General features: G+C 66.8%; 20 protein-coding genes. 14 read left to right on the top strand and 6 right to left on the bottom strand.

The features are described 5' to 3' along the window. The first annotated feature begins 40 nt into the window (after positions 1-40). Together ASF26_RS05690 and pqqA are read left to right on the top strand one after the other, a co-directional pair. On the top strand, positions 41-856 hold the full coding sequence (locus ASF26_RS05690; protein WP_056250676.1) for a shikimate 5-dehydrogenase: 816 nt from the start codon (positions 41-43) through the stop codon (positions 854-856). A 183-nt stretch (positions 857-1,039) separates the two neighbouring features. Continuing rightward, positions 1,040-1,129 carry a pyrroloquinoline quinone precursor peptide PqqA gene (gene pqqA / locus ASF26_RS05685; RefSeq protein ID WP_018043773.1) on the top strand — a complete coding sequence of 30 codons (90 nt, stop codon included), beginning with the start codon at positions 1,040-1,042 and terminating at the stop codon, positions 1,127-1,129. A 112-nt stretch (positions 1,130-1,241) separates the two neighbouring features. Here the strand turns inward: pqqA and ASF26_RS05680 are convergent, their stop codons facing one another. Next, complete coding sequence (locus tag ASF26_RS05680) at positions 1,242-2,399, bottom strand: helix-turn-helix transcriptional regulator (protein ID WP_056250674.1); 1,158 nt, start codon at positions 2,397-2,399, stop codon at positions 1,242-1,244. A 70-nt stretch (positions 2,400-2,469) separates the two neighbouring features. After that, positions 2,470-3,567 (bottom strand): helix-turn-helix transcriptional regulator, encoded by a 1,098-nt coding sequence (locus tag ASF26_RS23055; protein WP_200925885.1) that lies wholly within the window; start codon positions 3,565-3,567, stop codon positions 2,470-2,472. Between the two features lie 285 nt (positions 3,568-3,852). Here ASF26_RS23055 and ASF26_RS05670 point away from each other — a divergent pair, with 285 nt between their 5' ends. The 6 genes from ASF26_RS05670 (at position 3,853) to ASF26_RS05650 (ending at position 14,498) form a co-directional block, all read left to right on the top strand. Next, complete coding sequence (locus tag ASF26_RS05670; RefSeq protein ID WP_056250668.1) at positions 3,853-10,389, top strand: calcium-binding protein; 6,537 nt, start codon at positions 3,853-3,855, stop codon at positions 10,387-10,389. A 349-nt stretch (positions 10,390-10,738) separates the two neighbouring features. Then, positions 10,739-10,891: a hypothetical protein gene (locus ASF26_RS23050; protein ID WP_018043771.1), complete on the top strand. Its 153-nt coding sequence runs from the start codon at positions 10,739-10,741 to the stop codon at positions 10,889-10,891. A gap of 163 nt (positions 10,892-11,054) precedes the next feature. Beyond that, positions 11,055-11,330: a hypothetical protein gene (locus ASF26_RS05665; protein ID WP_156462880.1), complete on the top strand. Its 276-nt coding sequence runs from the start codon at positions 11,055-11,057 to the stop codon at positions 11,328-11,330. Between the two features lie 380 nt (positions 11,331-11,710). Next, complete coding sequence (locus tag ASF26_RS05660) at positions 11,711-12,814, top strand: helix-turn-helix transcriptional regulator (protein ID WP_056250664.1); 1,104 nt, start codon at positions 11,711-11,713, stop codon at positions 12,812-12,814. Between the two features lie 183 nt (positions 12,815-12,997). Then, on the top strand, positions 12,998-13,879 hold the full coding sequence (locus ASF26_RS05655; protein ID WP_056250659.1) for an aldo/keto reductase family oxidoreductase: 882 nt from the start codon (positions 12,998-13,000) through the stop codon (positions 13,877-13,879). Between the two features lie 358 nt (positions 13,880-14,237). Further along, on the top strand, positions 14,238-14,498 hold the full coding sequence (locus tag ASF26_RS05650) for a hypothetical protein (RefSeq protein WP_056250657.1): 261 nt from the start codon (positions 14,238-14,240) through the stop codon (positions 14,496-14,498). A 284-nt stretch (positions 14,499-14,782) separates the two neighbouring features. Here the strand turns inward: ASF26_RS05650 and ASF26_RS23370 are convergent, their stop codons facing one another. Beyond that, positions 14,783-15,091: a hypothetical protein gene (locus ASF26_RS23370; protein ID WP_244475841.1), complete on the bottom strand. Its 309-nt coding sequence runs from the start codon at positions 15,089-15,091 to the stop codon at positions 14,783-14,785. 60 nt (positions 15,092-15,151) lie between these two features. Here ASF26_RS23370 and ASF26_RS22535 point away from each other — a divergent pair, with 60 nt between their 5' ends. Both ASF26_RS22535 and ASF26_RS05640 read left to right on the top strand, forming a co-directional pair. Beyond that, positions 15,152-15,292 carry a hypothetical protein gene (locus ASF26_RS22535; protein ID WP_156462879.1) on the top strand — a complete coding sequence of 47 codons (141 nt, stop codon included), beginning with the start codon at positions 15,152-15,154 and terminating at the stop codon, positions 15,290-15,292. Between the two features lie 19 nt (positions 15,293-15,311). Beyond that, positions 15,312-15,560: a hypothetical protein gene (locus ASF26_RS05640; RefSeq protein WP_056250787.1), complete on the top strand. Its 249-nt coding sequence runs from the start codon at positions 15,312-15,314 to the stop codon at positions 15,558-15,560. Between the two features lie 45 nt (positions 15,561-15,605). Here the strand turns inward: ASF26_RS05640 and ASF26_RS05635 are convergent, their stop codons facing one another. Further along, positions 15,606-15,902, bottom strand: a complete 297-nt coding sequence (locus ASF26_RS05635; protein ID WP_244475840.1) for a hypothetical protein — start codon at positions 15,900-15,902, stop codon at positions 15,606-15,608. Between the two features lie 32 nt (positions 15,903-15,934). Here ASF26_RS05635 and rsgA point away from each other — a divergent pair, with 32 nt between their 5' ends. Both rsgA and ASF26_RS05625 read left to right on the top strand, forming a co-directional pair. Beyond that, positions 15,935-17,047, top strand: coding sequence for a ribosome small subunit-dependent GTPase A (rsgA, locus tag ASF26_RS05630; RefSeq protein WP_244475839.1), 1,113 nt, complete (start codon positions 15,935-15,937; stop codon positions 17,045-17,047). Between the two features lie 44 nt (positions 17,048-17,091). Further along, on the top strand, positions 17,092-17,721 hold the full coding sequence (locus ASF26_RS05625; RefSeq protein ID WP_056250653.1) for a 2,3-bisphosphoglycerate-dependent phosphoglycerate mutase: 630 nt from the start codon (positions 17,092-17,094) through the stop codon (positions 17,719-17,721). 39 nt (positions 17,722-17,760) lie between these two features. On the opposite strand, the gene ASF26_RS05620 is transcribed toward ASF26_RS05625, so the two are convergent. After that, positions 17,761-18,147 (bottom strand): phage holin family protein, encoded by a 387-nt coding sequence (locus ASF26_RS05620; RefSeq protein WP_056250650.1) that lies wholly within the window; start codon positions 18,145-18,147, stop codon positions 17,761-17,763. A gap of 131 nt (positions 18,148-18,278) precedes the next feature. Continuing rightward, entirely contained in the window at positions 18,279-19,370 is a 1,092-nt protein-coding gene (gene dinB, locus ASF26_RS05615; protein WP_056250648.1) for a DNA polymerase IV, read from the bottom strand. Between the two features lie 431 nt (positions 19,371-19,801). On the opposite strand from dinB, the gene ASF26_RS05610 reads away from it, so the two are divergent. After that, positions 19,802-20,206: a response regulator gene (locus ASF26_RS05610; protein ID WP_348271076.1), complete on the top strand. Its 405-nt coding sequence runs from the start codon at positions 19,802-19,804 to the stop codon at positions 20,204-20,206. Positions 20,207-20,345: 139 nt separating this feature from the next. After that, positions 20,346-22,505: a PAS domain-containing protein gene (locus tag ASF26_RS23045; protein WP_056250643.1), complete on the top strand. Its 2,160-nt coding sequence runs from the start codon at positions 20,346-20,348 to the stop codon at positions 22,503-22,505. Positions 22,506-22,535: the final 30 nt, after the last annotated feature.

Raw genomic sequence — 22,535 nt, 5'->3', positions numbered from 1 at the left:
ACGCGGGACGCACCGCGCCTCCGGCCAGCCGGAGACCGCGATGAAGCCACCGATCGGACGCGAGACCACGCTGTGCATGTCCCTGTCGGGACGACCGGGCCATTTCGGGTCGCGCTTCCACAACCGGCTCTACGAGCTCATGGGGCTCGACTATGTCTACAAGGCCTTCACCACCACCGACCTGCCCGCCGCGATCGGCGGCATACGGGCTCTCGGCATTCGCGGCTGCGCCGTCTCGATGCCGTTCAAGGAAGCCGTGATCCCGCTTCTCGATCGCCTCGAAGCCTCGGCGGCGGCCATCGACAGCGTCAACACGGTGGTGAACGAGGCCGGGCGCCTCACCGGCTACAACACCGATTACATCGCCATCCGCCTGCTCCTCGAAAAGCACGAGGTCGATCCCCTCACGCCGTTCCTCCTGCGCGGCTCCGGCGGCATGGCCAAGGCCGTCGTCGCGGCCCTGCGCGATGCGGGCTTCCCGAACGGCACGGTCGTCGCCCGCAACGAGCCGGCCGGACGGGCCCTGGCGGACAGCCATGGCTATGCCTGGCGCGCCGAGATCGGCGAGGCACAGGCCCCGCTCCTCATCAACGTCACGCCCCTGGGCATGGAAGGCCCGCAGGCCGATGTCCTCGCCTTCCCCGCCCCTCAGATCGCCGCCAGCACCATCGCCTTCGACGTGGTGGCGCTGCCCTCGATGACGCCCTTCCTGCGCGCGGCCGAAGACGTGGGGAAGCGCCTCATCACCGGCCACGAGGTCGTGGTGCTGCAGGCCCTGGAGCAGTTCGTCCTGTATACCGGGCAGATTCCGGGCGAGGATCAGGTCGCCGACGCTGCGGCCTTCGCCCGAACCTGACGCGCCCTCTGCTCATGAGGCTTCATGCACCGTTCCATGAGAGAAAACTAAGGGACTCCTGCAGGATATTTCCGTCTTTCGGCTTGCTTTGGCGGGGGGCGGGCAATAGGTATCTCTCAAGCGCGGTGAGCCCGCGCAATCGAGATGTCTTCTAAAGAAGACTTGCAACGCAGGAGAAACATCATGGCTTGGACTGCCCCCGTCGTTCAGGAAGTGTGTGTCGGCATGGAAGTCACCAGCTACGAGTCGGCTGAGATCGACACCTTCAACTGAAGCAGCCGGAAGCGTTCGGGCTTCCAGCGCATGACATGAGAGTCATCTCTCCGCGACGAGCCGCCTCCGGGCGGCTTTTTGCGTTTTCGGGACCCGATAAGACCTGAGCCGCTCAGCACCCGGTGCCGCCCTCGCGCTCCCGCCGCCGGCTCAGGATGGCATCCAGGCGAGCCACGATGATGGCGAGTTCGCTCTGGCGCCTGAGGCCGAGCCTGCCGAAGATCGCCTTCAGGTGAACCCGCACGGTGCCCTCCCGGATCGCGAGCGATTCCGCCGCCTCCCGGGGCGAACTTCCCCGGCCGATGGCCATCGCCACCAGGGCCTGCATCCGTGTCAGGCCCAATTGCTCGAGTTGCGGCGCGATGGAGACGAGGTCCGGCGGCGTCATGGGGTGGAGCAGGAGCAGGGCACCGCCCTTGGTCGAGCCGATCAGTTCGAGGCCGGGCTCACCGGCGCGCAGAGGCATCGCCTCCGCCAGGAGGCAAGGGGACCCGTCCGACGAACGCAGGATGATGGGCTCGGCGGCGCAGAACCTGCCCTCCGCCAGGGCAGCGGCGACGAGACGGTCGAGTCGCGGGCCATCGGCCGCCACGACGGTCCTCACGGGCTGTCCCGGAGAGATCTTCAGACGGCCGGCGACCATCCTTTCGGAGCCGGGATTGACGAACCGCACAGCGCCGCCCCGGTCGAGCAGGACGACGCCGATCTCCGCCCGCGCCAGGGCCGTACCGAGATCGGCCGCCGCCCGGTGGGCGACGCCCAGCCGCGTCGTGAGGTCGAAGGCCCGGGCGACATGCGGCCCCACCTGCGCGAGGAGGGCGATCTCGCCCGCCTCGAAATACCCCTTGCGGGCCTCGCGCAGGGCGCTGACCGACATCAGCCCGCCGCCCGGATCGGGGGCGCAGAAGGCCATGAGTTCGTCGAGACCGTGCTGGGCGCAGAAATCCTGGAAGAAGGGATCCTTCCGCTTGTCCCCCGGCGAGAACAGCATCGGGTCCGCCACGATGAGGCCGGGCCGCATCCCGAACGAGCGCGCCCGCGCGATGCGGGTGTCATGTTCCCACCACCCGCCGCTATACGCGGCGTGCACCTCCCGCAGACTGTCCGAATGGAGCGTGTCGGCCGTCCGGCGAGGGTCCTGGGAGACGATCACCGTCCCCCGCGCCCCGAGGCAGGCGCTCACCTGATCGAGAACTCCGGGCCAGAGCGAGGCATCGAGGGCGGCCGCGTAGCAGGCATCGACGAGGCGCAGCGGATCAGGAAGGGTCATGGCGATCCGGCGGAGTCGAGCAGGTGTCGCGCTTCATACAGGCATCTCCTCGGATCGAACGGCCCGATCCCTACGATGTCCGCCAGTCCCCCGGGGTCGTTCCCGCGAGGAGCCCGACGAGTTCGGCCTGGCGGTTGGTTCCGGTCTTGGACAGGACGGATCGCAGCTGCGTCCGGACCGTGCTGGTGGCGACGCCGGTCCGCAGGGCGATGTCCTCCACCGTCCTGCACAGGGCGATCTCGCGCGCCACCCGCGCTTCGGCCACGGTCAGGTCGAAGAGGCCGGACAGGACGGTGAGGTCTGGCGCGGCGCCTTGCACCACGGGCGTGACGATCGCGATGGCGGAGGCGGCGTTGAACAGGTCCGCCGCCGCCCGCCGGATCGGCAGCAGATGCAGGATCAGCGGGCCGCGCTCGTCGGTGGCCGGGATCGGGATGGACCGGGTCGAGGTCCGCCGCTCCGTCGCCAGCCCTTCGAGGGCCCGCTCCAGCAGGCGGTCCGCCTCCGGGTTGGACAGGGTCAGGCGATGCGCCTCCCGGATGGTGCCTCCGAGGAACGCCGCGCAGCCGGCATTGACCGCCAGGATCTGGGACCGCTTGCCGAGGATCGCGGCGGGAATGTCGACGACATCGAGCACTTGAGCCGCCACCTGGACGGTCTGCAACCGCAGCCGCGCCGATAGGGTCGCTGCCCGGGCGAGGTGGGGGCGCAGGGCATCGAGGCGGGCGACGATCTCGCCGGGGACGGGTCCGCGCGCGAATTCCCGCTCCACGTCGAAGACGAGGCGATCCCCGCTCGGCACCGCGATGGCGCTGGCGACGCCCCAGCCCAGCCCCCTCGGCCGCAGGAAGTCGCGGAAGACCGGCTCCACCTCCATCTCCGCTTCGGTGTAGACGTCGAGATCGGTGAGGAAGCCGGCATGTTCCCGGGCGAACAACCGCGCCGGCCTGTCGGTCCGCGCCGGCCAGCCTCCGGCGACATACTCTGCGATTCCCGCCTCGAAGCCCGGGGACGTGACGTAGCGGAACTCGCTGCCCACCGTTGTGAACAAAAGCGCGCCATTTCCCTCGCCGACCCGCACGAGTTCGGCCAGTACACTGGGCCACATCTCCGGAATGACTGCGGCTTCGTAAATATGGTCGATCAGATTATCTGAACTCGCTGCCACCTCAATCCCCTACGGCAATCGACCAACCACGTGCTACTGACTTATTTCACCACAGGAGGGCTAACCGAAAATCATCCACGGCAATATCATGAAGTGACGTACATTCGGTCTTTGCCGGTTGTCGATGAGAAAGTTCACCCCAGTGACACTGCTGATTAATCCGCCTCCTATCCCCCATATGGGTGATGGAGGAGCTTGGCCAGTCACTTAAGGCTCCCCGGACGACACCCGTCATGTTCGAGCTTCGAGAACGTCACGGCGCGTTTCCAGGGGAAGACGACCATCATGGCTCAGCTCAATGTTCCCGGTACCTACGCAACGATCGCCGATGCCATCGCCGCATCGAGCCCCGGCGATACGATCGTGATTTCATCGGCTTATGCCGGGAACGAGTCCACGGCGGTGACGGTCGACGACCTCAGTTTCGACGCGCCGGCGAGCGTGACCGGCATTTCCCTGCAAACCGCCGGAACCGCGAAAACCATAACCCTCCTCGGCGCGTCGCCCATCGCGATCATCGGCTCCTCCTCCTTGAGCGAAACATTCATCGGCAACGCCGGCGCCAACGCCATCGACGGGGGCTTCGGCAGCGACACGATCTCCGGCGGGGCGGGCAACGATTCGATCGTGGTCTACGATGACGGCGAAGACCGCCTCGATGGCGGGGCCGGCAACGACACCTTTCGCGTGATCGGCGGCTATGGCGGAACCGTCGTGGTCGATGGCGGAACCGGTACGGATACGCTGCGTGCCCAGACCCTTGGGGGGGCGAGCTTCACCAGCGTCGAGGTGCTCGATACGCCAAGGGTCAACGCCACGATCGCGCAACTCTCATCCTTCGGCAGTCTCATCGATAGCGAGGCGGAGATCTCGCAGATCCAGGTCAGGATGATGGGTGAGGGCGGCTCGATCGACTTCACCAATCGGATCGGCGGCTCCGATTCGGTCTACCTCTCCAGTGACGGGTTGACCTCCGGCGCAATTGTGACCGGCACCGTCAACGGCGACACCCTGAATGGTTCACGCTTCGGCGACACGATCAACGGCGGCGCCGGAGAGGACACGATCGATGGCGGGGCCGGAGACGACACGATCAACGGCGGCGCCGGAAACGACACGATCATCAGCGACATCGGAGGTGGTACGGACACCCTGCGTGGCGGGGCCGGCAACGACACCTTTCGAGGAATCGGCGACTACGACGGAACCGCCACGGTCGATGGCGGCACCGGAACGGATACGGTGCGCGCCCAGAACCTCGGGGGGGCGAGCTTCACCGGCGTCGAGGTGCTCGATACGCCATGGATCAACGCAACGATCACACAAGTTTCCTCCTTCGTTAGCCTCGTGGATAGCGAAGCGACGAGCACGCAAATCTCGGTCAGAGTAAGGGGCGACGGTGGCACGATTGACTTCACCAATCGCATCGGAGGCTCGGATTCGATCTACCTCTCCACTAACGAGTTGACGTCCGGCATCACCGTCACCGGCACCGTCAACGGCGACGCCCTGAATGGTTCGCGGTTCGACGACACGATCGACGGCGGGGCCGGGGACGACACGATCTACGGTGGCGGCGGCGGTGCGGACACGCTGCGTGGCGGGGCCGGCAACGATTTTTTCCAGACCACGGGCGGATTCAGCGACGGAGGCACGATCAACGGAGGCACCGGCGCGGACACCGTCACAGCCTTTGCTCTCGGCACTTACACATTCACCAACGTTGAGACGCTGGATTCCAGTTTCGTCTACGCCACCGTCGCGCAATTGGCCTCCTTTCAGAACATCATCGACAGTTCCGCCTCGAGCACACGGTTCAACTTCATCCTGAACGGCGCGGGCGGGACGATCGACTTCACCAATCGCGTGACCGGCACCGACACGGTCAGCATGTACGACAACGGGCTGACCTCCGGCATCACCGTCAGGGGAAGCGCCAGGGCCGACGCCCTCTCCGGTTCCGTCTTCGACGACATCCTCAACGGCGGGGGTGGAGACGACGAACTGTCGTCGAACTACGGAGGCAGCGACACGCTCAACGGCGGCACCGGCAACGACGTCTTCAACCTCGGCGCGAGTGCCGGCATGGCTGGGACGGTGAACGGCGGCGCCGGCACGGATACCGTCGTGGGAAGTAGCTTCGGCGATTACCAGTTCACCTCCGTCGAAATCTTGCGTTCTGCATACATCAACACGACGATCGCACAATTGTCGGCCTTTGCCACCATCACGTCCGGCGGGGGCGCCGACGATCGGATCACCCTCGATCTTTCCGGCGCGGGCGGAACGATCGATTTCACCAATCGGATCACGGGGGCTCAATCGATCCAGTTTGACGGCCGCTACCAGACCGCCGGCGTGACTATAACCGCGACGGTCAACGACGACACGCTCCAAGGCTCCGACTTCGACGACACGATCAACGGCGGCGACGGCAACGACCGAATCGACGGGTCCGATGGCACCGATGCCCTGAACGGCGGGGCGGGCAACGACACGTTCCGGATCGGTGCGCAGACCAATTCGGCGGGTAGCACGGTGGACGGTGGTGCGGGAACCGATGTCGTCACCGGTTCTCATTTGGGCAACTACAGCTTCACGGGCGTCGAAACCCTCGATACGGATTACGTCACCGGAACAGTAGGCCAGCTATCTTCCTTCGGTCGCATCATCGATAGCGTCCATGAAGGATCACAGATTAGTATCAACTTGACAGGTGCCGGCGGAACAATCGATTTCAGTCAATACCTCGAAGCTACCGATTCCGTTTCGGTGGGCATTGCATATTTCGAATCCAGCGCCGGGTTCACGGTAACGGGATCGATCAACGGCGACAATTTTAACGGCGCTAGGCTCGCCGACACGTTCCACGGCGGTGCCGGTGACGACATCTTCACCACCAGCAGTGGCGGCGACACACTGAACGGCGATGCCGGCAACGACACATTCCGGCTCGAAACCCCCGACGCCTCGGGCACGATCGACGGCGGCGCCGGCATCGACACCGTCAGGGGCACATATTTCAGCACGCTCAGCTTCAAGAATGTCGAGATCCTCGACACGAATTACTTCGATGGAACGCTCTCCCAACTGGCCTCGTTCGGAACAATTCTCAACAGCAGCCAGCCGGACGCTCAGATCGCTTTTATCCTTAACGGCGCCGGCGGGCGCATCGATCTATCCGGTGTGGTCACGGGCAACCATTCCGTGTCGTTCAATGGCTCCTCCCTGACGACCCGGCTCATCGCGACAGGCTCGTCGAAGGACGATGTTTTCCAGGGAACCAGTTTCAACGATGTCCTCACCGGCGGCGCCGGCAACGACTATTTCTACACTTCCCTCGGCACCGATACGTTGAACGGGGGCACAGGCGACGATCTCTTCGAGATGTATTCCGGTGCCGATGTCGGTGGCAGCGTGAACGGCGGCGCGGGGCTCGACACGGTCAGGTCCACCGACCTCGGACAATTTAGCTTCACGAATGTCGAGACTCTGGTCTCCACCGACGTCCTCGGCACGGCGGCCCAGTTTTCCTCGTTCACCGGTCTCAGCGACGCGAGTTCGTCCTCGACACGGATCGACGTCCGCTTGAGAGGCGAGGGCGGCACGGTCGACTTTTCGACCCGGGTCGGGGAGGGCGACTCGATCTACGTCTTCGACAGGGGCCTGACTGCCGGAATCACCCTGACAGGCTCCGCCGGGGACGACATCATCGAGGGCTCGGGCTTCGACGACACTCTGAAGGGTGACGCGGGCAACGACACGATGAATGGCGGGCTGGGCAAGGACACGCTGGAAGGCGGTCTGGGCGACGACGCCATCTCCGGTGATGGCGACGATACCGCCTCGTATGCCGGTGCGGCCGCGGCCGTGACGGTCAGCCTCGACGTGGCGTCGGCGCAGGACACGCTGGGTGCCGGCACCGATACCCTCACGGGCATCTCCCATCTGATCGGATCGGCTCGTGCGGACCGGCTGACCGGCAACGATGCCGCCAATAGGCTCGATGGCGGCGCCGGAAACGACACGCTGGATGGCGGGGCAGGGGCGGATACCCTCGCCGGTGGAAGCGGCGACGATACGTTCATCGTCAGCAGCGCGAGCGAGATCGTCATTGAGGCCGAGGGCAGCGGCTCCGATACGATCAAGACCGCCGTCAGCTTCGCCTTGAAGGCGGCCCAGGACATCGAGATCCTGCAGACGACCGACGATGCCGGGACGAGAGCGATCTCGCTGACCGGGAATGCCCTCGGCAACACGCTGCGCGGCAACGCCGGCGCGAACGTGCTCGACGGCGGAGCCGGCGCCGACGGATTGTCAGGCCTGCGGGGCGACGACACCTACATCGTCGACAATGCCGGAGACCGCGTGTTCGAGGCGACGGGGGCTGGCAACGACACCGTTCGGTCGAGCGCCAGCTTCGTGATCGCCGCCGGCCAGGAGGTCGAAACCCTCCTTCTCACGGGTTCGGTCGCCATCGACGGCACCGGCAACGCCTTGGTCAACACGATCCAGGGCAACGGTGCCGCCAACCGTCTCGACGGCGGCGGTGGTGCGGACATCCTCATCGGTGGGCTGGGCAACGACACCTACGTCACCGATGGCGGAGACACGATCACCGAGGCGGCCAATGCCGGCACGGACCTCATCGAAAGCTCGATTTCCCTGACCCTCGGCGACAATCTCGAAAACCTAACCCTCACGGGGACGGGGGCCCTCGACGGCACCGGCAACACCCTCGCCAACACGCTTCAGGGCAACACCGCCGCCAACGTCCTCGACGGTGTCAGCGGTGCCGACATCCTCATCGGCGGGCTGGGCGACGACACCTACGTCACCGATGGCGGCGACACGATCATCGAAGCGCCGGGCGGTGGAACCGACCTCGTCCGGAGTTCGGCCACGTCCATCCTGAGCGAAAACGTCGAAAACCTCACGCTTCTCGGCTCGGCCGCGATCAACGGCACTGGCAACACCCTCGCCAACACGATCCGGGGCAACGGTGCCGCCAACATCCTCAACGGCGGCAAGGGCAGCGACACGCTCATCGGCGGGCTGGGCAACGACACCTACGTCACCGATGGCGGAGACACGATCACCGAAGCGATCAATGGCGGAACCGACCTCGTAAAGGCCTCGGCGACCCTCACCTTGAGCAGTAACGTCGAGAACCTGACCCTGACGGGGAAGGCGGCGATCGACGGCACCGGCAACACCCTCGCCAACACGATCACCGGCAATGCCGGGGCCAACCGCCTCGACGGCGGCGGCGGGGCCGACAGGCTCGTCGGCGGGCTCGGCGACGACACCTACGTCACCGATGGCGGAGACACGATCACCGAGGCGGCCGATGCCGGCATCGACCTCGTCGAAAGCTCGGTCTCCCTGACCCTCGGCGACAATCTCGAAAACCTCACCCTCACCGGAACGGGGGCCATCGACGGCACCGGCAACGCCCTGGCCAACACGCTTCAGGGCAACGCCGCCGCCAACGTCCTCGACGGTGTCAGCGGTGCCGACATCCTTATTGGCGGGCTGGGCGACGACACCTACGTCACCGATGGCGGAGACACGCTCACCGAAGCGGCCTCCGCGGGCACCGATCTCGTCCTGAGTTCGGCCAGCCTGACCCTCGGACTGAACCTCGAGAACCTGACCCTCGCCGGCTCGGCCGCGATCAACGGCACCGGCAACACCCTCGCCAACACGATCCGGGGCAACGCCGCCGCCAATGTCCTCAACGGCGGCAAGGGCAGCGACACGCTCATCGGAGGGCTGGGCAACGACACCTACGTCACCGATGGCGCCGACACGATCGTCGAGGCGGCCGACGGCGGCACCGACCTCGTCCAGAGCTCAGTCAGCCTGACCCTCGGCGACAATCTCGAAAACCTGACCCTGACGGGCAAGGCCGTCACCAACGGCATCGGCAACGCCCTGGCCAACCGCATCACCGGCAATGCCGCCGCCAACATCCTCGATGGCGGCACCGGCGCCGACAGGCTCGTCGGCGGATCGGGCGATGACATCTACGTCACCGACGGCGGCGACACGATCGTCGAGGCCCTCGGCGCCGGAACCGACCTCGTGCGGAGTTCGGCCACCCTGACCCTCGGCGACAATCTGGAGAACCTCACCCTCACGGGAACGGCGGCGATCAAGGCGACGGGCAATGCCCTCGACAACACCCTCCTGGGCAACGACGCCGCCAACGTCCTCAATGGCGGGACCGGCACCGACAGGCTCGTCGGCGGCCTCGGCGACGACACCTACGTCACCGATGGCGGCGACACGATCGTCGAGGCGTCGGCGGGCGGCATCGATCTCGTCCGGAGTTCGGCAGCGTTCACTCTCGGCAGCGAGATCGAGAACCTGCTTCTCACCGGCAGCGCCGACATCAACGGCAAGGGCAACGCCCTCGCCAACACGTTGACCGGCAACGGCGGCGCCAACATGCTCAATGGCGGTCTGGGCGACGACATCCTGAAGGGCGGGGCCGGTGCCGACATCTTCTTCTTCAACACGGCACTCGGCGCCGGCAACGTCGACCGCATCGTCGACTTCGCCGCCATCGACGATACGCTCCGGCTCGAGAACGGGATCTTCACGGCACTGACCAAGGCCGGAACCCTGGCGGCGGGCGCCTTCAAGGACCTTGGAGCGGCCGGTGCCGTCGTGGATGCGGACGACCGGATCCTCTACGATTCGCGGACGGGCACCGTCTCCTACGACGCGGACGGCAGCGGATCGGCCGATGCCCTCCAGTTCGCCCTCCTCACCACACGCCCCGTCATCACTTTCCAGGACATCCTCGTGGTCTAAGCGATCGGGGTCATGAGGAACGGGGCGCTCGTCACGGGCGGGAGCCCCGTTCCCGCATGCCACGCGCCGACACTCCGGCGGCATGAACCCGCGGCGGTTCCCCGGGGGAGGCGGGGGACCGACGCGCCATGGCACCGGAACGGATTCTCACGTCAGGCGGCGGTCCATCGCGCTCGGCGTCTCGGCCGTGGCAGCACCGTCGCTGAAGCCGGTGCCATTATAGGGAGGCAGAGCCGATGTGCGCGCCGGCACAGCGAAACGGATAGCGGCCAGCCATGAACCATTCAGCCGCCATAGGCGCATGATCTCAAGGTGACGCTCCGACCGCGACTCAGCCCAGGAACCCGACATGACCGTTGCACGTCCCTTCCGCTGGCTGCTCGCCCTCGTCACCCTGGTGATGCCGGCATCCCTGATCCAGAGCCGCCCCACGGTCGACGGATCCGAGCGCGGCAAGACGAAGGAACCCCAGAGCCAGGTCGTCTTCCGGCACTACATCTGATCCCGCTGTCGGCCCCGGCGACAGGATCGCGGCAAAGGCGGCGGGCGCCCTTCAGCTACGGTTCAACCAATACGGTCTAGCTTGAGCGGCCTTACGAGACAGGCCGCCGCGAATGCCCAGCGGAGGGATCGCGCAAGGCGCGTCGCGCACCCCCGTGGAAGCCATGCTCGCTCTGCCCACAACCACCCTCGGCACGCCCGTCCTGCACATCCCGTCATCGGCGTCGGCGCCGCCGCGTCCCGGCGCGGAGGCGTCCCACGCCTTCCTGCGCAGCACGATGCCAGCCCTAGACCGCGCCTTCGGCCTCGAATGCGCCGCCGACCTGCCCGAGGACATGGCACGGCTGATCGCCCGGCTTCATGCCGGCCCCTTGGGTGCCCCTTCGCAGGACACGGCGTCGGAGAGCACCGGACTGTCGGCGGCCTACGAGCCAGCCTGATCGCGGCGACCGGACGGCAAACCGAGGCGCCGCCCTCGGCCCGCCCCTCGACGGCGACGGAGCGGGCGGCATGGATAGGGGCGGATGGATTCCGGTCGACGCGTTCGCCCGTGCTTTCGCGCGCATCGTTGGTCGATCGCACGATGAGAAACCTCACCGAACGACGATCCGACAGTCGACTCAGATAGGATCCCGGCTCAATAATGAATGCCGGACGACCGATAGAGCCAACCGGCTTATACTGCCTCGACGGATGATATTTTCCTTTTCATGCGAAAAAACCTGTTGGTCTTTCAAATCTGATCCGGCCGGGTTAGTCCTTCCTTCGCCGATAGTGTGCGGCGTTACGCGGGAGCGTTCCGTGTCGCTGAAGGACTGAGATGGACCTCGACGACGAGACTTTGCAGGACATTGAGAACTCGCTCGTCACATCCGCGCTACAGTCGCATGACTGGGACAAAGCAGTCGCCAAGATCGCGACCGCGACGGGCGCGAGGGGGGTCGTCGCGATCCCGTTGAAGGGCCGCGTGCCCGGCCTGCCGATGAGCGCCAGTCTCGACGCCTTGGCCGACGGATACTTTCGCGGTGGCTGGTCGAAGAACGACTACCGCTCGAGAGGCGTGCCCAAGCTTCTCAGGACCGGCCTGTTCGTGGATCAGGACTATGCCACGCCGGAAGCGATGCGGTCCGAACCGTTCTATGCCGATTACTTGCACAGCCACGGCTTTCAATGGTCCGCCGGACTGATGGTCCAGGCGGGCGATGATGCCTGGGTGATGATGATGCAGCGGACCATCCAGCAGGGGGCCTACACGTTGGACGACCAGATCGCCCTGCGGCGCCTCATCGCCCCCCTCAACCGGGCCGCGCAGCTGGCCCACAGCCTCGGCGAGGCGCGCCTCACCGGCATCGCCGACGCCCTGGAAACGGTCCGCAGCCCGAGCCTGCTCCTCGACAGGACGGGACGGGTGCTGCGCGTGAGCAGCAGCGCGGAGCGTCTGTTCGGACCCGATCTGAACGTGCGGCTGGGGGAACTCGTGGTTCCCTCCGATGCGCAGGCCACCGCCCGGCTGCGCGCGCATGTCGCCGCCGCCCTCTGGTCCGATCCGCAGGGTGTTTCCCTGTCCCGGGCGCCGGTCGTCGTCCGCAGGGTAGCCAAGCGGCCCCTCACCCTTCGTGCCCAGCCCCTCCGCAAGGCGGGCCTGGAGTATTTCGACGGCTGCCGGGCGATCCTCACGATCACGGATCTCAACGAAAGCGGGGACCTCGACGGCGATGTCCTCAAGACGTCCTACGGGCTCACGCCTCGCGAAGCCGAATTGTGCCACAACCTGCTCGCCGGCCACAGCACCAAAGAATGCGCGGACAGGCTCGGCATGTCGATTCATACGACACGGACGCATCTGAAGAAGATCTTCGTCAAGACCGACACTGACAGTCAGACCGAACTGATGATCGTCCTGAGCCGGCATTTCGGGCTTTAGCCTGAAGACGAACCGCCCCCCTGATCTTGGCGGAAGAGATCCTTTGGCCAACGGAGGATCTCGCGAGGTTGCGATGACATCCCGTAACCCGTTCGCCCTGTCGCGCACCCCGTGCGGATGGGGCGTATTACCACGCCGATCACGAGGTTCTACGATCCCGCTCGTCACACAGGAGCGAGATGCATGACCGATATCGCACGAGCCGGGACCTACGCCCTCGGAGACCGCACGGTGAAGCGCCTGGGCTACGGCGCGATGCAATTGGCGGGTCCCGGTGTCTTCGGGCCGCCGAAGGATCGGGCCGGGGCCATCGCGGTGCTACGCGAAGCGGTCGCGCACGGCGTCGACCATATCGACACCAGCGACTTCTACGGACCGCACGTCACTAACGAGATCATCCGCGAAGCGCTTCACCCCTATCCCGACGACCTCGTGATCGTCACCAAGATCGGAGCCAGGCGCGGTGCCGACGCCTCCTGGAACCCGGCCTTCTCCGCCGAGGACCTCACGGGCGCCGTCCACGACAACCTGCGCAACCTCGGCGTCGAGGCTCTCGACGTGGTCAATCTGCGGATCATGCTCGACGTGCATGGGCCGGCCGAAGGCTCCATCGAAGCGCCGCTCTCAATCCTCGCCGATCTCCAGCGCCAGGGTCTCGTCCGCCGGATCGGGCTGAGCAACGTGACGGCGCGGCAGGTAGCGGAGAGCCGATCCATCGCGACGATCGTCTGCGTCCAGAACCAGTACAACCTGGTGCATCGGGCGGATGACGCACTGATCGACGACCTGGCCGCATCCGGCACCGCCTATGTCCCGTTCTTCCCGCTCGGCGGCTTCAGCCCGATCCAGTCGGCCGCTTTGAACGAGATCGCCGAAGGGCTCGGCGCGACGCCCATGCAGGTGGCGCTGGCCTGGCTCCTGCGGCGCTCTCCCAACATCCTCCTGATCCCCGGCACGTCGTCGGTGGAGCACCTGCGCGAGAACCTGGCCGCGGCAGACCTCGACCTGTCCGACGACACGATGGCGGCCCTCGACCGCATCGCCCCCCGCCCCGGGGAAGGCTGACGCGGCGGGGAAGGGGAGGAGCTTGGGAATTGAGCGTCTTGTATCGACGCGACCGGGGCGGCCTGTCTCGATATTGGGCCGTCGGCACAGGCACTTCCGTCACGAATGGCCCTGCGACACTCATTCCCGAGACAGGCCGGGATTATAAGAACAACCCCCCGCCATGTGCGTGTCGATCCAAAGCACATGGCGGTGGTATTTGTTATAACTCACTCATCTGACCTATCGGGCACCTTTAATCCACGACGTCGCGTGCGTGTCAGCACGCCGAAGAGGAAATTATTACTTCATAGTGGCTTCAAGCAGAAGAAGCAGCCAAGACACGGCGGCTTCACGAGACAAGAAAGCCGTTGCTCACATGAAGACTTACATTGCCGCTCTCTCGACCGCCCTCGTCATGGGCCTGGCCTCGATCGCGCCCACGACGGCGATGGAGCGCCCTTCGCGTTACACCACGTTCAACCCCTATGACGTCGACACCACCCATTCGATCCAGGCCGATCGTCGGGCACCCTCGTCGTTCGGTTGTCCGATGAGTTCGGCAGCCGAGGGCAACGCCAACCAGCAGACCCGCGAGGTCATGCAATATGGCCAGACGTCGGGCGGCAGCCGCTGCTGAACCAGTCAGGACAGCGCCTTGGCATCGATGCTGAAAGTCTTCTCTTACTTCATGGTCGGCGTTGCATCGGTGATGCTTGCAGCGACCATCGTTGGCTCCGCCAACATACTGATGAGCTCGTAGCGCGTCGTCCCGGATCACGATCCGGGACGATTTCTAGACATCACGGCCCGGATCGGCTCCTTCCCCTGCGGCCGCATCCGCTATGGGGCGGAGCCGATCCCTCGCTTCCGCCCCATGAAATGCGCGACAATTCGGATCCGGCAGACCTTCGCCGTCCGGCCTCAGGGCCGGCGCATCTGCTTGCCGGCACAGGCCACGAGCTGGGAAAAGGCCAGGGCCGCCGCCGAGGCCTGGACCCGGCTCGGATACGGCATCGGAGAATGGGCGACCTCCTGGCCGTAGGCGTCCCGCAGGGACCAGCCCCAGCGCCCCACCCGCTCCTCCAGCACGTCGAAATGCATGGTCCGGTCTCCGCTCGTGCGGGGCGACGGTGTGCTGGCCGCCGAACCGAAATTCGTCCGCCTCGCCATGCCCGAAGGCAGGCCGGCGGGAGCGAGATTCCCCGATATCCACAGGTCGGCCGTCTGCATCTTGACCTCCGCGCTTGAACTCTATGTTCACTATATGTTCTTATTGGCGGAGTGTCCACCATGCTGTTGAACCCCAGGCTGCGGCTCGCTGCCATGAGCCGGTCCGAGGCGACGGAGATCGCCGATGGAGAGGCAGCCGCCCGCGACGTCGCCCGGGCGTGGAGCAAGATCCGGGGCGCATCGCCCCTTTCGGCGGCCTGACGTGGAGCGCCTCTGCGACGTGAGGGCCTCGCACCTCGTCATCGCCTGCGGTCCCTGCGAGCGCCGGGGCGTCTACCGGGTCGCCCGCCTCCGCGAGCGATTCGGCGATCACGCCTCGGTTCTGGACGTCTATGTGAGGCTGACGCAAACCTGCCGCTGGCAGCGTGAGGTCGGCAGTCGGCCGCCCAATGTCTACGCGGTCGGGTGTCGGGCCAAGCTCGACACGTCGGGCGGGGCCGTCGCGAACGGCCTGCCCTCGCGGACATAGGCGAAGGGCAGATCCCCGATTCCGCCGGGGTCGGCCGGGCCGGATTCACGCATCGTCTTCGCGGCCGAACACCTCGCCCTCTTCGGCCAGCCGGGCATCCGCCTCGTCCCTCCGCAGTTCCAGCAGGGCGCGGTACTCCCGTAGCCGCAGCCGGAGCTGCGTGCCCGCCTCCTCGCAATCGGCCGGCTCGTCCGTCTCGAGGGCACAGCCCTCGATCACCTCCGAGGTCTGGCGATCAACGGCCGCGCGGTCGGCCTCGCTCAGTCCGGCCGGATCGCCGAGACCGAGTTCCGACGCGATCAGGGCCGCGATCTCCTCGCGCTTCTCATGGAGCTTCGACATCGTCTGACCCATTCCTTGAATCCGGCGCACCGATGATCGGGCACCTTACCGCCGGGGAGCAAGGGGACCGGTGCCGGAAGACGGGCAGGGCGCTGGTCAATCCGCCAAGGCCCTGTCATGGCTGGCTGGTGAGCGATGATCCCAGCCATTCCCATCCCCTGCGGCCCTCCCGTCTCGGATGGTCCGACTTCTTCGAGGAGCAACGTGAACCGGCCGAGGCCGGTCTCGTGCCCATGCGGATCGCGACGGTCCACCGCTCCCGCCTGACCGCCCTGTCCCTCACGGGGCCGGTAGGGCTCGTGCTCCCGGTCCACACCCAGACCGGCGATTTCGCCGTGGGGGATTGGGTGCTGGTCGAGCCCGAGACCGGGACGATGCACCGCCGTCTGTCGCGCAGGAGCGTGCTGCAGCGACGCAACGAAGGCGGAGGCCCGCTGCAGCTGGCGGCCGCCAATGTCGATACCCTCTTCGTCGTCACGTCGTGCAACGCCGATTTCAACATCGCCCGGCTGGAGCGCTACCTGGCGCTCGCCAATCAGGGGGGCACGAATCCCGTCATCGTCCTCACCAAGGCCGATATGGCGCCCGATGCCGAGACCTACCGGCGGCAGGCCGCCGGCCTGCAGCGCGACCTCGCCGTCGTCACGGTCAATCCGCGCCTTCCGGACGCCGTGGCGCAGCTTGCCCCCTGGTGCGGCGAAGGTCTGACCGTGGCGGTCGTCGGCTCATCGGGGGTGGGCAAATCGACCCTGGTCAACACGCTCGCCGGCCCGGACCAGGACCTCCCCCAGGAAACCGGCGGGATCCGCGAACACGACGCCAAGGGGCGCCACACCACCACGTCGCGCTCGCTCCACGCCATTGCGGGCGGCGGCTGGGTCATCGATACGCCGGGGATGCGAACACTGCATGTGAGCGACGCGGCGGAGGGCATCGACACGCTGTTCGCCGAGATCGTCGAGCTGGCCCCCTCCTGCCGGTTCCGCGACTGCACCCATGCCCACGAGCCCGGCTGCGCCGTCCAGGCCGCCGTGGCGGAGGGCACGCTCGATCCCGAACGCCTGACCCGGTGGCGCAAGCTCCTCGACGAGAACCGGACCAACACCCCGGTGGTCACCGGGCCGCGCGGCAGCCGTCGACGCTGACCCGCACCCCCTTCATCCAACCTCCTGCGGACACCGCTCCCCGAATGCCCCTTTCCGACCGAACCCTCGTCATCGTCCGCCACGGGCAGAGCCTCGACAACGAGCGCGACCTCTTCTCCGGCATCCGCGATCCCGACCTGACGGAACGGGGCGTCGGCGAAGCGCGGAGCTGCGGGCGCCGCATGAAGGAGGTCGGGCTCTCCTTCGACATCGCCTTCACCAGCGAGCTGACGCGGGCCCGGCGCACCCTGAGCCTCATCCTGTCGGAACTCGGGCAGCCCGACCTTGCCGTCCACCGGAGCGCGGCGCTGAACGAGCGCGATTACGGCGAGCTCGCCGGGCTGAACAAACGGGAATCGCAGGAGCGCTGGGGGGTCGCGCAGGTCCGCGCCTGGCGAAAATCCTTCGATGCGGTGCCGCCGGGCGGCGAGAGTCTGGCGATGACCGCCGACCGGCTGCTTCCCTACTATCGGGACGAGATCGAATCCCGGGTGCGCGCGGGCCAGCGGATTCTGCTGGTGGCGCATGGCAATTCGCTGCGGGCGCTGATCATGCATCTCGACGGGATCAGCGCCGACGCGGTCGCCGACGTGCATCTCGCCACGGCCCAGACCCTGGCCTATCGCCTCGACGAGCGGGGCAGGGTGGTGGAGAAACGCGCGATCTCCGCCTGAACCCTGAGGTGGACGTGCAGGGAGGACCCTGAATCGGCGTCAGCGGGCTCTCAGGGCGTCCCGATCCCGCGCGAGCTGGCGCCGCGTCCGCATCGGCTCCAGGTTCGAAAGGGACATCAGCCGATACCCGAAAGCGAAGAGACCGAGCGCCACAGCGGCGAAGGCACCGCCGACGATCAGCGACGCGATCGCCTCCGACCCGATGAGGAGCGCCAGCCCTTTGACGATCGCCACCAGGAGCACGAACAATCCGATCAGGACGAAGAGGGCCGCCATCAGGAACAGGATGAGCGGACGCGCCACCTGCCCGACCGCCGATCCGACCTCGGCCTGAAACAGGGCGAGGTGCTTGGAGAGGAGGATCTGGGTTTGCCCGATGGCATCGCCGACGAGGAGCAGGAGGCTCTTGTCATCCCGGCGGCTCATGTATCCCCTCTCATCGACGTGTTCCGATCGGACCCGGCGGATCCGTGCGCAGACAAGCCAGATAGGGCCGCCGGGGTTGCGCGGCAATCGCCGCACATTCCTGCCCGGTACCTGCCTGCCCGGTACCTGCATCAGATCGCGAGCCCGAGCTGGCGCGGTCCCTCCGTCTCGCTCTGCTGAAGGCCCGACAGGGAGACGCCGAGCAGGCGAACGCTGCGGCGGAGCGGGAACACCATGCGGAGCAATCCCAGCGCCGTGTGCATCATCGCATCGCGGCCGGCGACCGGGGCCTCGAAGGACTGCGCCCGGGTGATCTGGACGAAATCAGAGAACTTCACCTTCAGCGTGACCGTGCGCCCCGAGACGCCCTTGGCGATGCAGGAGGTCCAGACCTTGTCGATCAGCGGCGCCAGTCGCTCCGCCATGGCGTCGAACTCGGTGAGGTCCTCCGAGAAGGTGGTCTCCGCCCCCACCGATTTGCGGATGCGGTGGGCGCGCACCTGCCGCCCGTCGATGCCGCGCGCCACCGAATGATAATAGGCCGCCGAACTGCCGAAGGCCGCCTGAAGCTCTTCCAGGGAGCGGGCCTTCAGGTCGCGGCCGGTGAGGATGCCGAGGCGCTTCATCTTCGCCTCCGTGACGGGGCCGACGCCGTGGAACCGGCCGATGGCCAGATCCTCGACGAAGCCCGGCCCCATCGCGGGCGTGATCACGAACAGCGCGTCGGGCTTGCGGAAGTCCGAGGCGACCTTGGCGAGGAACTTGTTGTAGGAGACGCCGGCCGAGGCGACGAGGCCGGTCCGCGCGAGGATCTCGGCCCGGATCACCCGCGCCACCTCGGTGGCGGTGGCCAGCCCCTGCAGGTTCTCGGTGACGTCGAGATAGGCTTCGTCGAGGGCCACCGGCTCGATGATCGCGGTATGCTCGGCGAACACCGCACGGATCTCCTCCGAGATCGCCCGGTAGACCTCGAAGCGCGGCTTGACGAAGAGGAGATCGGGGCACAGGCGCCGGGCGGTGACCGAGGGCATGGCCGAGCGGACCCCGAAGACCCGCGCCTCGTAGCTGGCGGCGGCCACCACGCCCCGCTCGCGCGACCCGCCGACCGCGAGGGGCCGGCCTCGCAGGGCCGGATCGTCCCGCTGCTCCACGGACGCGTAGAACGCGTCCATGTCGATATGGATGATCTTGCGGACGGGGGTATCGTCGCCGGGGCTCGACATCGGATCGGGCTGTCACATCGGTGCGCGGGCAATGAGCGGGCGTCGTTGAGCAGACATCGTGGGGAAGGCGCTGTGTTCGTTTTTTGTTCCTCGCGGTTTCAGGGGTCCGGGTCAACCCGGCCGGGGCTGGTGCCGCGGTCTGGACTTTCCCGTGATGGCGCGCATGATGCCCCCCGGTTGTACCGTGCCTCGCGGGGAACGGCCGGAGCCGGGCCGTCGTCCCCGGCTGCATGTAGAGCACGCTCCGACCGGCTCGGCGCCGGAACGACCACCATGATGGAGAAGGACGGCATTCCCCTGCACCCTGGCGCTGCCCCTCTCGGACCGGATACGGGAGAACGAGGATGCCGAGTATCTCACGAAGCGTCTCTCCCGGAACTCCCGCTGCGCCGTCGTCCTTCGAGCGGGGACCGATCGTGATGGGGAGCTTCGTGAGGCACTCCAGGCGGGCTCTCCGGGGACGGCGCATCCTGGTTGTGGAAGACGAGTACTTCCTGGCCGATGAACTGGCGCGGGGCTTGGCCGAGGCCGAAGCGGAAGTGCTCGGTCCCATCGCCACCGTGGACGGCGCCCTCGGCCTCCTCAAGGGGCCGTCCCCGCCCAACGCGGCCATCCTGGATGTGAACCTCGGAGGCGAGGACGTGTATCCGGTGGCCGATGCGCTCCTCGCCCTCGGCGTCCCGTTCCTGTTCACCACCGGCTACGACCAGGCGACGATCCTCGGCCGCTACGCGTCGGCCCGGCTGCTGGAAAAGCCGTTGGATACCGCGGCGGTGTTGCGCGCGCTCGACCTCATCCTCGACGACCGGGCCTCACGGACGGACGCGGCCGGATAGAGTTCGCTCGGCTCCGGAAAAGACATCGGCGGTCATCCGCGCGGGAATTTGATCGAATCCTTGCGCGAGAGTAGAACTCACCATGTGTTCGGCACGCTCGACCGGTGCGACGGCGAGAGAACGGCGAGCGTCGAAAGACATGACACCGACGGTGGTGCCGGTTGGGTTCGCGGGCCTGGATGAGGTCTCGATCACCGATGCGTTGGTGACGCGTCCCGTACGCCCTCCCGACTACGAGGCGGAAGCCCATGCGCTGACCGAACTGGCCCGGGAGTTGGCCGTCAGCCCGGGCACGGTCCTGCAGCGCATCGCGGACCTCCTCGTCGAGATGGGCATGGCCGGGTCGGCCGGGATCAGCGTCCTCGAACCGGGAGAGAGCCCGAAACGCTTCCGCCGGGCCGCGATCGCTGGATCATGGGCCGCGCATCGCGGCGGCACGATCCCCTTCGCCGAAAGCCCCTGCGGCATGGCGGTGACCCGCAACACCCCGCTGCTGTTCTCGCGCCCACATGCCCGCCTCCCGGCCGCCTATGTCGAGCCGCCCATCCAGGAACTCCTGCTGGTGCCGTTCCATGCCGGCGACGAGCCAGTCGGGACGCTCTGGGTCGCCACGCATGACCTCGATCGCACCTTCGACGGCGAGGATCTCAGGCTGCTCACGCGGCTGACGCACTTTGCCTCCGCCGCCTGCGTCATGACCCACGCCCTCGATGAGGCGCGCCCCCAGGGGCTGCGCGGAACGGAAGCGTGGCATCGTGCCGAACTGGAGCGGGAGGTGAGGGAGCGCACGGCCGAGCTGCAGCGGAGCCGTGACCTGCTGCAGGCCACGCTGGACAGCTCCATGGATATGATCCAGGTCTTCGAGGCCGTCCGGGACGCCTCGGGCGAGATCGTCGATTTCCACTGGCGGCTGAACAACCACACCGCGGAACGGACGCTTGGCGAGGTGAGGGGACAAAGCCTGGTCGAACGCAGTCCAGGCGTGGTCCGGGACGGCATCTTCGATGCCTTCCGGCAGGTCGTGGAGACGGGCCGGCCCTCGGTCGCCGAGCGTCGCCATGCGCACGGGCAATGCGACGGCTGGTTCCATCAATCGGTGGTGAAGCTCGGCGACGGCGTGGCGACCACCACCAGGGAGATGACCGCCTGGAAGGAGGCGCAGGAGGAGATCCTGCGTTTGCGCGACGAAGTCGCTCGAACGCAACTGGAGGAGAGCGAGGCGAAGTACCGCCACCTGTTCAACTCCATCGACGAGGGCTTCTGCATCGTCGAAATGATCTTCGACGACCGGCAGCGACCGGTCGACTATCGGTTCCGTTCCGTCAACCCTGCCTTCGATCAGCAGACCGGACTCAGCGACGCCACCGGGCGGACGATGCGAGAACTGCTCCCCGGGCTGGAGGCGAGCTGGTTCGAGACGTTCGGCCGGATCGCGCTCGACGGCGTGGCGGAACGGTTCGAACGCCAGTCCCTCGCTCTCGGGTGCTGGTACGAAGTCTATGCCTTCCGCGTCGGCACCCCCGAACAGCGGCAGGTTGCCCTCCTGTTCAAGGACATCCAGCCTCGCAAGCGCGCCGAGGCGGCGCTGCGCGAGAGCGAGGAGCGGTTCCGTGCCTTCGTCACGGCCAGCTCGGACGTGGTCTACCGGATGACCCCGGACTGGTCCGAGTTGCAGCGGCTGGAGGGGCGCGCCTTCCGGAACGTCCCCGACCAGCCGAACAGGACCTGGCTCGACCGCTACATCCGTCCCGACGATCAAGCGGAGGTCCGTGCCGCCATCGACCGGGCGATGGCGACGAGGTCGATCTTCGAGCTGGAACATGCAGTGATCCGCAGCGACGGTTCGCTCGGCTGGTGCGTGTCACGGGCGGTCCCGACCCTCACCGACACCGGCGAGGTCAAGGAATGGCTGGGGGCGGCCAGCGACGTGACGGCGCGCAGGAACGCCGAGACGGCGTTGCGCGAGAGCGAGGAGCGCCTCAGCCAGTTCGGCGAGGCCTCGTCCGACGTCCTCTGGATGCGCGATGCCGCGACCTTCCAATGGATCTATATCACCCCGGCCTTCGAGACGATCTACGGCCTCGATCGCGTGACGGCCCTCTCCGGCAACCACTTGGTGAGCTGGGCCGAGCTGATCGTGCCGGACGATCGCGAACGGGCGGTGGGGAGCCTGCATTGCGTCCGGGCGGGCGAGCGTGTCACCTTCGAATATCGCGTCAGGCGGCCCAGCGACGGCGGCATCCGCTGGATACGGGACACCGGCTTCCCCATGCGCGACGCCGCCGGCGCGGTGTGCTGAATCGGCGGCGTCGGCCGGGACATCACCGAG

This window comes from Methylobacterium sp. Leaf93 (assembly GCF_001422345.1).
GTDB classification, from domain to species: Bacteria; Pseudomonadota; Alphaproteobacteria; order Rhizobiales; family Beijerinckiaceae; genus Methylobacterium; species Methylobacterium bullatum.
The sequence above is the reverse complement of the archived record's forward strand: the minus strand, read 5'-3'. Positions and strand labels throughout refer to the sequence as shown.